At 50.6% G+C, this 13,538-nt stretch carries 12 protein-coding genes and 1 pseudogene; 7 read left to right on the top strand and 6 right to left on the bottom strand.

Translation table 11 applies throughout. The features are described from left to right. Window positions 1-7 precede the first annotated feature (7 nt). Window positions 8-1,000, bottom strand: a complete 993-nt coding sequence (dgcN, locus tag DD586_RS06550; protein ID WP_012884025.1) for an N-acetyltransferase DgcN — start codon at window positions 998-1,000, stop codon at window positions 8-10. 757 nt (window positions 1,001-1,757) lie between these two features. On the opposite strand from dgcN, the gene DD586_RS06555 reads away from it, so the two are divergent. From DD586_RS06555 to DD586_RS06575, 5 genes are all read left to right on the top strand, one after another. Continuing rightward, window positions 1,758-3,317, top strand: a complete 1,560-nt coding sequence (locus tag DD586_RS06555; RefSeq protein ID WP_012884026.1) for a sensor domain-containing diguanylate cyclase — start codon at window positions 1,758-1,760, stop codon at window positions 3,315-3,317. A gap of 262 nt (window positions 3,318-3,579) precedes the next feature. Continuing rightward, window positions 3,580-4,425 carry an iron uptake transporter permease EfeU gene (efeU, locus tag DD586_RS06560; protein ID WP_012884027.1) on the top strand — a complete coding sequence of 282 codons (846 nt, stop codon included), beginning with the start codon at window positions 3,580-3,582 and terminating at the stop codon, window positions 4,423-4,425. Between the two features lie 58 nt (window positions 4,426-4,483). After that, window positions 4,484-5,605 carry an iron uptake system protein EfeO gene (efeO, locus tag DD586_RS06565; protein ID WP_012884028.1) on the top strand — a complete coding sequence of 374 codons (1,122 nt, stop codon included), beginning with the start codon at window positions 4,484-4,486 and terminating at the stop codon, window positions 5,603-5,605. Window positions 5,606-5,616: 11 nt separating this feature from the next. Then, the gene (gene efeB / locus DD586_RS06570; protein WP_012884029.1) at window positions 5,617-6,930 is read left to right on the top strand and encodes an iron uptake transporter deferrochelatase/peroxidase subunit; all 1,314 of its coding nucleotides are present in this window, start codon (window positions 5,617-5,619) and stop codon (window positions 6,928-6,930) included. Between the two features lie 46 nt (window positions 6,931-6,976). Further along, window positions 6,977-7,204, top strand: a complete 228-nt coding sequence (locus DD586_RS06575) for a DUF1272 domain-containing protein (RefSeq protein ID WP_012884030.1) — start codon at window positions 6,977-6,979, stop codon at window positions 7,202-7,204. A 175-nt stretch (window positions 7,205-7,379) separates the two neighbouring features. On the opposite strand, the gene proP is transcribed toward DD586_RS06575, so the two are convergent. Next, window positions 7,380-8,885, bottom strand: a complete 1,506-nt coding sequence (gene proP, locus DD586_RS06580; protein ID WP_012884031.1) for a glycine betaine/L-proline transporter ProP — start codon at window positions 8,883-8,885, stop codon at window positions 7,380-7,382. Window positions 8,886-9,599: 714 nt separating this feature from the next. Between proP and DD586_RS06585 the strand changes: the two genes are divergently transcribed. Both DD586_RS06585 and DD586_RS06590 read left to right on the top strand, forming a co-directional pair. Further along, window positions 9,600-9,974, top strand: a complete 375-nt coding sequence (locus DD586_RS06585; RefSeq protein WP_012884032.1) for a DUF6979 family protein — start codon at window positions 9,600-9,602, stop codon at window positions 9,972-9,974. A gap of 93 nt (window positions 9,975-10,067) precedes the next feature. Continuing rightward, on the top strand, window positions 10,068-10,295 hold the full coding sequence (locus DD586_RS06590; protein ID WP_157668885.1) for a hypothetical protein: 228 nt from the start codon (window positions 10,068-10,070) through the stop codon (window positions 10,293-10,295). A gap of 134 nt (window positions 10,296-10,429) precedes the next feature. Here DD586_RS06590 and DD586_RS06595 read toward each other — a convergent pair whose 3' ends face one another. The 4 genes and pseudogenes from DD586_RS06595 to DD586_RS06605 all read right to left on the bottom strand — a co-directional run bounded on the left by DD586_RS06595 (window position 10,430) and on the right by DD586_RS06605 (window position 13,498). Further along, window positions 10,430-10,912 carry a hypothetical protein gene (locus tag DD586_RS06595; RefSeq protein ID WP_012884033.1) on the bottom strand — a complete coding sequence of 161 codons (483 nt, stop codon included), beginning with the start codon at window positions 10,910-10,912 and terminating at the stop codon, window positions 10,430-10,432. Between the two features lie 597 nt (window positions 10,913-11,509). Continuing rightward, a pseudogene (locus DD586_RS22455) lies at window positions 11,510-11,719 on the bottom strand (efflux RND transporter permease subunit); the annotation flags it as partial. Between the two features lie 484 nt (window positions 11,720-12,203). Next, entirely contained in the window at window positions 12,204-12,533 is a 330-nt protein-coding gene (locus DD586_RS22460; protein WP_071818921.1) for a sensor histidine kinase, read from the bottom strand. 71 nt (window positions 12,534-12,604) lie between these two features. Next, window positions 12,605-13,498, bottom strand: a complete 894-nt coding sequence (locus DD586_RS06605) for a LysR family transcriptional regulator (protein ID WP_012884034.1) — start codon at window positions 13,496-13,498, stop codon at window positions 12,605-12,607. Window positions 13,499-13,538 lie beyond the last annotated feature (40 nt).

Consider the following 13,538-nt stretch of genomic DNA (forward strand, 5'->3'; position numbering starts at 1 on the left):
GCGGTCCTTACAGTTGGTCGACGATGCGGCCCACACCCTGACGGAAGGGGTCAACCACCGGCAATCCCAGTTGTTGTTCCAGTTTCGCCATATAAGCCAGCGCGTCCGCTTCGCTTAACTGCGCACTGTTGATAGAGACCCCAACGAAGCGGGCGTGTGGGTTGGTTAACCGCGCCATCGCCAGATTGAGGTCAATACAGGCTTGCAGGTCCGGCAGCGGATAGTCCACGCCCCGCATATGGGTGCGGGTTGGCTCGTGGCACAGCACCAGCGCGTCGGGCTGGGCGCCGTGGATAATCCCGGTGGTTACCCCGGCGAAAGAGGGATGAAACAGCGATCCCTGACCTTCGATAATATCCCAGTGGTCAGCGTCGTTATCGGGGGCGAGGGTTTCCACCGCACCGGCGATAAAGTCAGACACCACCGCGTCAATACTGACTCCCGCACCAGAAATCAGAATGCCGGTCTGGCCGGTGGCTCGAAAGGTGGCGTTAGCGCCGCGAGCCAGCAGTGCCTGTTCAATTGCCAGCGCGGTGTACATTTTCCCGCAGGAGCAGTCGGTGCCGACCGGCAACAGACGTTTGCCGCTGCGTTTGCGGCCACTGGCTACCGGGAAATGCTGGTTCGGATGGCGCACATCAAACAGCGAACGTCTGAGCTGGGTCGCCAGCGTGTTGATGGCTGGCACGTCCGCCAGTTTATTGTGCAGACCGGCCGCCAGGTCCATGCCGTACTCCAGCGCCTGACGCAGTATGGCTACCCAGGCATCAGAAATGATACCGCCTCGGTTTGCTACACCGATCACCAGTGTGCGTGCGCCTGCTGCCCATGCCTCCTCAAGTGTCATATCCGGCAGGCCGCAATCCGCCTGGCATCCTGACATGCGATACTGGCCGACACAGTATTCCGGATGCCATTGTTTAATGCCTATCGCCACTTTGGCGGCCAACTGGTCATGGGCATCACCCAGAAACAACAAATACGGTTTTTTGATTGTCATCGCCAACTCCATCATGAGAATAAAAAACAAAAAGAACCAACGCAATGCGCTGTATTCATCAACTCAAATTATTTTGGGTGTGGATAATTAAAACCATAAAAATAATGAGCACTCGCGTCTTTTCTTTAAAAGAATAAGACGAAGGCATAGGACCAATGTGCTGTTGTTTGATGCTATCAAACAGTTTTATATTGTCAATGATGGTTAAAAATAAGAATCATATTCTGTCTTTTTGGTTTTTTATTTTGTATTTATGGTTTAATTTCTTTTTTATGTAATGTAAAAATCTGCCAGGTGTTGAAAATGAAATGGTCGACAGTTTTTTATAAAACGAGATGTCGGGAGAATTTAATTTGATTATTTCAGTGCGCTAATTGCATTATTTTAGTGCCGCTGCACATTATCAGAAAAAAACATCTGTCCTTTTTCTTGAAATGTTAAAATAATCTAAAACAGCTATCATTGTTGGGTTAATAAAAGGCACGGATAGCGTGCAGATGTGAGTGCTGACGATGATATCGGGCGAATGGACTGCACCGAGATGGTTCAGCACTGCATCGCGGGCAGAAAATAAATCCTGATGCAGGATGATGAGAGCATGATGGCCGCCTTGTGTTTACGCATCTGAAAGGGTGGCGGTGTCAGCGCTAGCACCGACAGGACACCGGCTGAAGTATCAGGTAGCATGACGAGTAGTATGACGAGTAATGGGAAGTATGACGGGTATAGATAAGTTGTTGCCCCATTGAGAACGCCTATGTCAGATAATAATCATTTTCAGTCCAGTGTTTTGCGTTTCCTTCGCGCATTGCCTTTTCGTTCTTCTCCCGGCATGGCTACCGTGGTGTTTCTGGTGGCCTGTAGCCTGATTTTTATTACCAGTAGCGTCTGGAATTTCTGGAACTCGTATCACCGTCTGTTGATGCATGCAGAGAAAACGGTCGTCAATTTATCCGTGGCAATGTCACGTCAGGCACAGGATACCTTTGTGCCCATTGAAGTGGCTATTGACGACATGCTGCGGGAATTATCACAAACCGGCATGCTGGATTCCATGCAGGTCAAAAGTGTACTTGATGCCCACCGTTCGGTATTGCCGCAATTAGTCGGGTTCTACCTCTTTGACAAGAATGGGACGCTGGTTTCATCTACCGGCAAAGGGCCGCTGTATATCTATAATGCCAGCCGACGGGAATATTTTTCCTGGCTCAAGGAACATAATACGACATCGCTATTTATCGGTAAGGTGACGACCAGCGCGCTGACTGGCAAACGTATTATCCCGGTGGCAAAACGAATCAATGGGCCGAACGGTGAATTCAAGGGCGTTTTCCTTGCCTCTATCGATCACAATTACTTCGGTAATTTCTACAGTTATTTCATTTTGGATTATAACGGTGTGCTGTCATTGATGAATGCTGACGGGCATGCCATCTACCTCTATCCCAATAGGGAACAATACATTAACAGTAACTTCTCTGATGGTGGCCTGTTTGAAAAATCCCGGCTGGAGCAGGGCAGCGGCACGGGGATCTGGCGCACTACGTTGGACAACAAGGTGCGTATTGTCGGTTATGTCAAACTGGATCGTTATCCGCTGGTGGTGGCGGCAAGTCTGGAGCGAGAGGCATTACAGGCTCGCTGGCTGAAGGAAAATATATCGGCGATAGTGATTAATCTCATGGTGTTACTCGCCATGTTTTTCCTGGGGAACTTTGTTTTAAAGCAAGTCCGGCAGACGGTAAAGAACAAGGATGCGATTAGTCGTCTGCATCAGGAGGAAAGCGACAAGAATAAAATTTTGCAAAAACTGGCCCTGATCGACCCACTCACCAAGCTGGCTAACCGTCGGCGTTTCGATCTCTACCTGGAGCAATCGCTGAACCGTGCTCGTGATGAAGGCGGGCCGTTGTCATTGATTATGTTGGATGTGGATTTCTTCAAGCGTTACAACGATACCTACGGTCATGTTTTAGGCGACCGTTGCCTTAACCAACTGGGCAGCGTATTGAACAGCCTGCCGTTGCCGGACAACGCGCTGGCGGCCCGCTATGGCGGTGAGGAGTTTGCGATTATTTTGCCTGGGATGAATGGTGAACAGGCCGCGGTATACGGTGAGAAAGTGGTGGAGAATATACGCTGTTGCGCATTGCCGCATGAGGCGTCGCTACTGCCTGAGCAGGTGGTGACGGTGAGCGTAGGCGTCTATTCACATTCCAACGATAACCCCTGCGATATTCAGCGCCTGAAAGAGGGGGCTGATCAGGCGTTATATCTGGCGAAGAAGAAAGGCCGCAACCGTTGCGTACGACTGTAATGTCGGTGGATAATTGCCAGACGTGTTCATCGGTTTTTCATATAATATATTGATTAATAATAAATTATTATGCCATTAACTGGTCGTAATGTCCGCATTGTCGCTGACCAGTATCACTGACCGCATTGAAATATTTGATTAGAAAAAATTGAGTTACCCCCTCCTTCCCTTTTTATATTAATAAGAACTATTATCATTCTTTGTGTGATTCGCATCATTTGCGGCTGCAGGTATGTGCAGGCTGCTTAAGGAGTATCCATCCATGTTTGTGCCGTTACTGATCATGTTCCGTGAAGGTCTGGAGGCCGCACTGATCGTCAGCCTGATTGCCAGCTACCTAAAACGTACCCAGCGCGAACAGTGGCTGGGAGCCGTCTGGGCGGGGGTGGTACTGGCGCTGGCGTTATGTCTGGCACTCGGGGTCTTTATCAACGCCACCACTGGTGAGTTTCCGCAAAAACAGCAGGAACTGTTTGAAGGGATCGTGGCGGTGGTAGCGGTGGTCATCCTCACCTACATGGTGTTTTGGATGCGCAAAGTCTCTCGCTCGGTGCGCGTTCATCTGGAAGGGGCTATCGATCAGGCACTCAATGCCAGCAAACGTCAAGGGTGGGCGCTGGTGGCGATGGTGTTCTTCGCCGTGGCGCGTGAAGGGCTGGAATCAGTGTTCTTCTTGCTGGCCGCTTTCCAGCAGGATGTCGGGATTTACGCACCGATCGGCGCGGTACTTGGGCTTGTGTGCGCCATTGCGGTCGGCGTGATGATCTACTGGGGCGGGGTGAAACTGCATCTGGCCCGTTTCTTCAAATGGAGCAGCCTGTTCATTTTGTTTGTTGCTGCCGGTCTGGCTGCCGGGGCCATCCGCGCCTTTCACGAAGCCGGGTTGTGGAATCAATTCCAGCAGATTGCGTTTGATTTCAGCGCCACGCTGTCGACCCACACCCTGTTTGGCACCGTGTTAGAAGGCCTGTTCGGTTATCAGGAAACCCCGACGGTCAGTGAAGTGGTGGTCTATTTCCTGTACCTGATCCCGGCGCTGGTGTGTTTTTTCCTGCCCCAGCGTATGGAGCCGAGTGCGATGGCAACGGCACGTAAGCATCATCACTAATCATTCGAATTTTAAGAAACTATCACCATAAACAATGAATGCAAAAAGGGATACGTCTATGTCTACACCTGTTTTTCGTCGTACGGCGCTGTGCGCCGCTCTGCTGGTTATGCCTGCGTTTGGTGTGCTGGCTGCGGATATTGCGCAGGTTAAGATAACCGTCAATGACAAGCAGTGCGAGCCGATGCAGGTGACGGTCGCAGCAGGTAAAACACAGTTTGTGGTCACCAACGCCAGCCAGAAAAACCTGGAGTGGGAAATCCTCAAAGGGGTGATGGTGGTGGAAGAGCGTGAGAACATCGCGCCAGGCTTTACCCAAAAGATGACCGCGAATCTGGAGCCGGGTGAGTATGACATGACCTGCGGGCTGCTCAGCAACCCGAAAGGTAAGCTGGTGGTCACCGCCAGCGCCGAGGCGACTACGGCCAAAACCAACGTACTGGACCTGGTTGGGCCTATCGCCGAATACAAGGTGTATGTGACCAAAGAAGTGGACGGGTTGGTTCAGCAGACCAAGCTGTTCACTGCCGCCATCAAGGCCGGTAAGCTGGATGAAGCGCGCAAACTGTATGCGCCGACCCGTCAGCACTACGAGCGTATTGAGCCGATTGCCGAACTGTTCTCTGATCTGGATGGGAGTATTGACGCCCGCGAAGACGACTACGAGAAGAAAGCCGACGACCCGAAATTCACCGGTTTCCACCGGCTGGAGAAAGCACTGTTCGCCGATCATTCCACCAAAGGGATGGAGCATTACGCCGATCAACTTAATGCCGATACGCAGGAGTTACAAAAACGTATCGCCAGCCTGACCTTCCCGCCGAATAAAGTGGTAGGTGGTGCCGCGGGCCTGATTGAGGAAGTGGCGGCAACCAAGATCAGCGGCGAGGAAGATCGCTATAGCCGTACTGACTTGTGGGACTTCCAGGCCAACGTTGATGGCGCACAGAAGATTGTTAACCTGCTGCGTCCGTTGCTGGAGAAGGCCAATCCGACGTTGCTGGGCAAAATTGACGCCAATTTCAAAACCGTTGATAGCGTACTGGCGAAGTACAAAACCAAAGACGGGTTTGAGTCTTACGAGAAGCTGAGTGATGCCGATCGCACGGCGTTGAAAGGGCCGATCACGACGCTGGCGGAAGATTTGGCACAGTTGCGCGGCGTGCTTGGGCTGGATTGAGGCGAGCGATCATGAGTCATACCACGGGCCCGCAAGGCGGGCCGAAGTCTTCTCATCCCTCTGCGTGTCCGGCTCATCCTGACCTGGCCTCACCGTCACGCCGCCGCTTATTGCAAGGGCTGGGGATGATGGGCGGTGCGCTGGTGCTCGGTGCGGACCAGCTGGCGCAGGCACAAGAGAAGCCGCAGGCAGTGCAGGATGAACGCTGGGAAAAGCAGCCGTTCCTGGGCGAACATCAGGCGGGTGTCGTCACGCCACAACAGGCGGCGATGATGCTGGTGGCGTTTGATGTACTGGCGACCAACAAAGCCGACCTGGTTCGGTTGTTTCGGTTGCTGACCCAGCGTATTGCGTTTTTGACGCAAGGGGGCAACGTGCCGGATGTAGACCCGCGCTTACCACCGCTGGATTCCGGCATCATGGGGCCGGAAATCTACCCGGATAACCTCACCATCACCGTGTCGGTCGGTGGATCACTGTTTGACGAGCGTTTTGGTCTGCAGGCACTCAAGCCGCTGAAGCTGCAACGCATGACCCGTTTTCCCAACGATTCGCTGGACGCCAGCCTGTGTCATGGTGATCTGTTGTTGCAAATCTGCGCCAACACCAACGAAACGGTGCTGCACGCGCTGCGTGACATCATCAAACAAACGCCGGACCTGCTCAGCGTGCGTTGGAAGCGCGAAGGATTTATCTCCGCACATGCTGCGCGCAGCAAAGGCCAGGAAACGCCGGTTAACCTGCTGGGTTTCAAAGACGGCACCGCCAACCCCAATACCGGGGATGACGCCTTGATGAACCAGATAGTGTGGGTCGATGCGGCATCCGGCGAGCCAGCATGGGCGACAGGTGGCAGCTATCAGGCGGCGCGTATCATCCGTTTTCATGTTGAATTCTGGGACCGCACACCGTTGCAGGAGCAGCAAACTATTTTCGGGCGGGACAAGCACAGCGGTGCGCCGTTGGGTATGGTGAATGAACATGATGAGCCGGATTACAGCCGTGACCCGGAGGGGAAAGTGATCCCGCTGGATGCGCATATTCGTCTGGCTAACCCGCGCACGCCGGAGACCCGCGCCAACCTGATGTTGCGTCGTGGCTACAGCTACTCGCTGGGGGTATCCAATTCCGGCCAACTGGATATGGGGCTGTTGTTCGTTTGCTATCAGGCCGATTTGGAAAAAGGTTTCCTGACGGTGCAAAAACGGCTTAATGGCGAGCCGCTGGAGGAGTACATCAAACCGATCGGCGGTGGCTATTTCTTCGTGTTGCCGGGGATAAAAAGCACGGATGACTGGCTGGCGAGCGGCTTACTGAACGCGTAAAGTCAGTGATCATGAATCATCCCTGAAAAACCGGAGAGCACACACCATGCTGGAGTTACGGCCCAACTGCGAATGCTGTGATGTCGATCTGCCGCCGGACTCATTGCTGGCGCGGATTTGTTCGTTTGAGTGCACGTTTTGCGCCGATTGTGCGCAGGATAAACTCAACGGGCACTGCCCCAATTGTGGCGGTGAACTGGTTCGCCGCCCGATCCGACCGGCGGAAAAGCTGGTGAACAACCCGGCATCGACCCGACGGGTACTTGCTCGCTAGTGGGGGTATGGCATGGTGGCAGGTCGCATGGGCTTTCAGGATGGCCGTTGATGGTGAGTTAGCCTGTAACATGTGCGTTAACGCGTAAACATGCCCGTCTTCCTTTTGGCCGACGGGCATGTTTTATACTGGCAGATGTTTTATACGGACATGCTGTTTTATATAGGCATGTCTGCTAGCCATTAATCCGCGGATGCTGTGCTATCAGCAGGTTGCGTTTCTCTTCCAGCTCGGCGATCTGTCGGGCGAGCTCGTCAATTTTCTGTTCAATACTGTCGTGATGCTCTCGCAGAATCGCTTTGGCTTCTGACAGGTCGGATGCGGCCGGGGTGGCACCTTTCAGCGGTTTGTTGGCCGTTTCTTTCATAAACAGGCCGGTCAACAGGCCGATGACGGCGATAACCATCAGGTAATACGCAGGCATATACAGGTTATGGCTGATCTCGACCAGCCAGGCGGTGAGGGTCGGTGTCAGACCGGCTATCAAGACCGAAATGTTAAAGGCGCTGGCCAGTGCGCTGTAACGAATCGGGGTGGGAAACAAGGCCGGTAGGGTTGATGCCATCACCCCGGTAAACGCGTTCAGGATCACCGCCAGTAGGAGCAGACCGGCGAAAATCAGGCCGATCATGTGGCTGTTGATCAACATAAAGCTCGGTATCGCCAGCACAAACAGGGCGATGCTACCGATAATCACAAACGGCTTGCGGCCGAAGCGGTCGCTAAGCAGCCCCATCATCGGTTGTACGAACAGCATGCCGATCATAATCGCGACGATGATCAGCACGCCGTGGTTTTCTGAATAATGCAGGCTGTGTGACAGATAGCTGGGCATGTAGGTCAGCAGCATGTAATAGGTCACATTGGTGGCTATCACCAGCCCAATACACACCAGCAGGCTTTTCCAGTGATGGGTCGCAATATCCCGAAACGAGGTTCCCGGCCCGCTGGTTAGCCCATCGCGGCTGTCTTGCTCCAGTTTGTTGACATGTTGCTGAAAAGCCGGGGTTTCTTCCAGTGCATGACGCAGATACAGGCCGATGATGCCGAGCGGCAGCGCCAGGAAGAACGGCAAACGCCAACCCCATTCCAGAAACGCCTGTTCGCCGATAAGTGTAGAAATCAGCACCACGACGCCAGCACCCAGCACGAACCCGGCGATAGAACCGAAATCCAGCCAGCTTCCCATAAAACCGCGCTTGCGATCGGGTGAATACTCCGCCACGAAAATTGACGCGCCGGTATATTCGCCGCCGACGGAGAACCCCTGCGCCATTTTAGCCAGCAGCAGCAGGATAGGGGCCCAGATACCGATGCGTTCATACGAGGGAATCAGCCCGATACAAAAGGTACTGATCGACATGATGATGATGGTGATAGCGAGGATTTTCTGGCGGCCGTACTTGTCCCCTAATGCGCCGAAAAACACGCCACCCAGTGGACGGATCAGAAACGGTACCGAGAAGGTCGCGAGTGCGGCGATCATCTGTACACCGGGGTCGGCACCGGGGAAAAACACCTGGCCCAGTGCATAGGCAACGAAGCCGTAGACGCCAAAATCGAACCATTCCATGGCGTTGCCGAGTGCGGCGGCGGTGATGGCTTTACGCAGACGACTGTCATCAATAATGGTGACATCGTCCAGCGCAATGGGTTTTACACGTTTTCTCTTCAATTTCATAAAGTAACTAACCTTTTTATTATCGTGACATGAAAAGGGAGGTGAAGCGTGGGGAAAACACCGTCTGGCCGGGTATGACGTCAGGTGCTATCGGGTAGTGTGGTGAGAGAGTTTTGCGCGCTTGCCGGTGGCATGCGCTTCCCATCGGTGATGGTGGTACGACACCCTCTCATCCTCCCCCTTGAGCATCCGCCGGGTCGGGTCATCAGGGTGATGTTGACCTGGCGTGATCGCGTATCACGTCCTGCGGTGATACCGCTCTGGCAGGCATCGTCAATACGCAATATCGTTAATAATATCATAATTTTTTAATTTATAAAAATAATAGACATTTTTTGATATTTTATGTGGTTTTAAATGTTGGTTTATTGGTTTTTTATTGGTGTTTTATGCTGGTGTTGAGTGGGGTTTTCTGGTGGTTCAAGTGGGGGGATAACCACGGACTTGGCTGGAAAAGCTTGTTGAATGTCTCAGGGCGTGAAGCTGACGTGCTCCTGAGTCTCAGTTAGAGTCAGCTTTGCATCTGATTAGGGTTAATGATGAAGAAGCAGGGTTAACCTTATGGCGGCTGCTATCTGTCAGCTTGGGGAAAGAGTAACCCAAAGGCATGAGCTGGACACTGCGAGAATGTGTCTCGTTGAGTAATCATGTGAATTCACAATATTCATTTGAGTTCCTGTATAAAATATTCCTCCACTAAACAGCGGAGGGGATATGGGGAATTACTCAAAGGCAGCCATCGCTGCATATAGCATGATCATTGAGAGAGCGCTTACACCGCGTGATGCCTGGAATGAAGCTATCGCTTCGGTAACTAAAAGCCTATCAGCGAGAAAGAAGGGATGTCCTCGAGCAACGTTTTTAGCGTTGGCTTACTGTGGGTATTTAAAAGACGTCATTTCCCACCAAACCTTACAACGTCATACGGTTCTTGCTTCCAGGGCGATTGCAGCTGCTGATTTGGTTCTCTCACATCCTGCTGCGACGCATCGCTATCTTTCGGATGCTTTGGGTTATGTCGATAAGCAAGGGGCATATGACATTGTGATTGAATTGGCTAAAAATGGATTTCTTACGCAACCGAGGTGACAATACATCACAACGGGCATTCACTGAGCGCCTATGATAATGTCACTCCCTTAATGTAATTGTTCAACTTATCCTCGGTGCAATTAGATGATAATGAAAAAGTCAGAGCGTGGGGTTGGGGTATATGAGCGTGCTTTTTATGATGAAAATGCAAATCGTGATTTTTTTAGTGTCATAAAAGATGACATAGAGAAAACGTTATCTGTAATACGAGAAGAGGATGGTGAAATTAAATGGTATGAGCCTAGGCTCATGTTCCATGGGATCAACGGCAAGAACTCTGTTGGTGTTTGGATATACGCCGTTCTGAAACAAGATTAAATTCATATTTAATTCCATTCTGGCCCCAGCATCTTCTGGGGCTTGCTGTTTTCGACAATTATTACTCAATGCATGTATTATGATTTACGGTAATCATGTCTGTTGCATTTGGTAACTATTATATGATTAATAATTTATTTGTTTAGGTGCTCAGGGGACGTGTTAGATTGTGCAGTCATGTCTTGGGATTCCGTCAGGTCTTGTATCTGCGCAGATTCGATAGTTTGAAGTATATTATTAGTTTGACTATTGAAACCTTTGAATTTTATGACCCTTTTGGTTATCTTTCGTCCGTCCCCCTGCAAACCAATAGAGGTCGATTCTTTGCTGACTTTTGCACCAGCGTTTGCTGACCCCGATGCATCATAAAATTCTTCGATCTCGACCTCTTCGGCAATTAAAATACGTCGAGCAATTGATAATTCTTGTTGGACTTTTGCCTGTGTTTGTAAAACTGCTGACTTAATTTCAGCTTTTTGAGCTTCGTCTAGTAGTTCTGTCGATGTTTTTGAGGCGTCATCAGACTTTTGAGTGAATGCTTCAATTGCTTTTTTTATTGCGAGTTCAATGACAACGCCAGTTGCCCCGAATCCTATAGACCAAGGTGAGATGGACACTTTTGTATTCCTCTAATAATTATCACGAATTTTGATATCGACTTATTCTTTTAAAACTTGATACATCAGGTGTTGATTCTCACATTAATTTTCCATTTTCAGGAGCGCTATCGCTTATGTAGCTTCCCGACCAGTGCTGTACCACGGGGCTGGCGTGTGAGCATCCCGGTAAATAGAACCATTCACTTTTAGAGATCTTCCGACATACTGATTATGTCCCTTTGAGGAGATCGCTATGCGCAAGGCTCGATTCACTGATGAACACCAGATTATTGCCGTTCTCAAGTCCGAGGAAGTCTGACGTACACACTATAGTCCGCAGTTTATTTGCATGCACCGAGTATTCGTTATCGAGCGTGGAGCACTTACTGGCTCGAAAGCAAAGCGGCAATCATCAAGTCACATGATTCTGGCTCAATATTCGTAACCAGTAAGCGCATACCCTGAATCACTTAAAAGTGTAACTCTCCCTGGCTCGAAGCAGAGTCTGCTCCAAACACACAAAAATCGTACCTGCGGTCATAGCGTAATGGGATAACCGCACAATGAGAGCGGCGACGTGCCGTTGCTTTCCAGCCTGTCGCCGCTCCGATGGGGTTAGTGTGGGGCGTTTACGTGCGTTGTCCTGCGTTTTTCACGCCAGTGGTTGTAGCGCTCTTGTATCCGCATCACCGTCACAAAAAACACCGGGACGAAAAACACCGCCAGCACGGTAGCGCTGATCATGCCGCCGAACACGCCGGTGCCGATGGCGTGCTGGGTTTCGGCGCTGGCACCGGATGCCACCATCAGCGGCACCACGGCCAGCACAACTTTCTTCACCTGATTGTTCCTCTGAAAAAGAAATCCATAAATTCCTGACAGCAGGCAATGGTCCAGCCCTGCCACGCTAAAAACATTCTGCTCAGGCTGCGTCCAGAGCGGCGAAAAAGTTTGCAGAGATTGTTTGCACAGGATTTCAAAAAATAAACGTCCCTTCGACAACAGCAAACTTACCGCTGCGTGAAGCAGTAAAAAAGCCCGCAATATACATTCAGTTCTACTAAATTGCGGCCAATAAGAAATAAAACCTTGAAGATTTGATTCCAGTCGCATAATGACAGGCTAACCTGTCATTAGTCTGTTATCCCTTATTAAGCGCCTGCTTTATATGCAGAAGATTTGAGAGAGTAATATCAGATTAACGCGATATCAGCCCATCAGTAGTTTATGCTCTGAGATCTCAGGGGGTGTTATATTACGCCCGTAAAATGAGGTTTTGTATCTTCAGGCACATTAAGGAAAGGGAACGTTAACTTATTTCAACGTAATTAAACCGGAGTCTGAAATGAGCACCATAGGAATGATTTTCGCCATAAACAAGTTCTGCGGCTTCACTGTGTAACTCCATAATTTTTCTGACCAGATCGAGACCTAAACCGGCCCCTTTGTCGTCGTGTATCAGTCTGTGAAATAGCTCAAATACTCTTTCACGCTCAGAGACGGGAATGCCTTTACCTTCGTCCCGGACGTCAATAGAGCCTTCAGACCCGACAGATACCGATATCAGGCCAGAATGGCCTCCGTATTTAATGGCATTCTGAATGAGGTTTGTCAGGGAATGCGTGATCTGATCCTTCAACTCAGCAAAAGTTAGATTTATTCAACAAAGTCGATATACAGGAAAGTTTTCATCGCAAAATACATAACAGATTAGTGGCGATATCGGAGCGTTTCTACGAGTAAAGAGAACGCAGAAGAGTGGTGCCTGCGATTAGGATAGTAAAGATGATAACCCGGTATGTCCGGCGTGAATTTATCGAGTACCTGGATAAGTTCTCCGCTGTCTATAAAACCCTGCACCTGGTCAAGGTGGATATATCCCAGACCATGACCATCAAGCACTGCGTTGACCAGTAGCTCAATAGTATTCACGACCAGTTGTCCTTTACCTTTAACTTTTATTTCACGTCCGTCACTCATAAGGCGCCATCCTATTACTGTGCCAGATGTTGGCAGCCGGAAGTTGATGACGTTATGATTGACTATCTCAGTGGGTATTTTTGGCGCTGGAAATCTTGTCAGATAGGCCGGACTGGCAACGATTGCCATTGGGATGTCTGGACCAATTCGCATAGCAATCATGTCCCTGTCGATCTCTCCTCCAAGGCGGATGCCAGCATCAAACTGATTGGCCACAATGTCCACCAGTGCATGATCAACATTGATTTCAATATGAATTTCTGGGTTTTCTGGTAGCAATCTCTTAATGGCAGGCATGAGTATCGTCTTTGCCGCATGTTCCACCGTCGTGAGCCGAATCGTTCCGGAAGGCCGGTTGCGCAGATCACCGAGAGAGCTAATCATAAGGTCGAGGTCATGAAGCATCGGGCCAAGCTTCGCAAGCAGGCGCTCTCCAGCCTCTGTTGGCGCAACACTTCGTGTCGTGCGTGCCAGAAGTCGTAGACCCAGGCGTTCCTCAACACGGCGAATTATCTGGCTCAGGGCTGATTGCGCCATCCCCAGGCGGAGGGCAGCTTTGGTAAAGCTACGTTCTTCAGCAACAACCACGAACGCTGTCAGATCTGCAATTTCGTCGCGACGCAAAGCTTCCTCTCTATATCATTTATCATTTAAATGATAAGGC

Source organism: Dickeya parazeae Ech586, assembly GCF_000025065.1.
Taxonomy (GTDB): Bacteria; Pseudomonadota; Gammaproteobacteria; order Enterobacterales; family Enterobacteriaceae; genus Dickeya; species Dickeya zeae.

What these genes read in the sequence shown, in the direction of transcription:
- efeO (WP_012884028.1), top strand. Translation starts at nt 4,484, where the DNA reads ATGTCTACACCTGTTTTTCGTCGTACGGCGCTGTGCGCCGCTCTGCTG.
- efeU (WP_012884027.1), top strand. Translation starts at nt 3,580, where the DNA reads ATGTTTGTGCCGTTACTGATCATGTTCCGTGAAGGTCTGGAGGCCGCA.
- DD586_RS06575 (WP_012884030.1), top strand. Translation starts at nt 6,977, where the DNA reads ATGCTGGAGTTACGGCCCAACTGCGAATGCTGTGATGTCGATCTGCCG.
- efeB (WP_012884029.1), top strand. Translation starts at nt 5,617, where the DNA reads ATGAGTCATACCACGGGCCCGCAAGGCGGGCCGAAGTCTTCTCATCCC.
- DD586_RS06590 (WP_157668885.1), top strand. Translation starts at nt 10,068, where the DNA reads ATGAAAAAGTCAGAGCGTGGGGTTGGGGTATATGAGCGTGCTTTTTAT.
- dgcN (WP_012884025.1), bottom strand. Translation starts at nt 1,000, where the DNA reads ATGACAATCAAAAAACCGTATTTGTTGTTTCTGGGTGATGCCCATGAC.
- DD586_RS06555 (WP_012884026.1), top strand. Translation starts at nt 1,758, where the DNA reads ATGTCAGATAATAATCATTTTCAGTCCAGTGTTTTGCGTTTCCTTCGC.
- proP (WP_012884031.1), bottom strand. Translation starts at nt 8,885, where the DNA reads ATGAAATTGAAGAGAAAACGTGTAAAACCCATTGCGCTGGACGATGTC.
- DD586_RS06585 (WP_012884032.1), top strand. Translation starts at nt 9,600, where the DNA reads ATGGGGAATTACTCAAAGGCAGCCATCGCTGCATATAGCATGATCATT.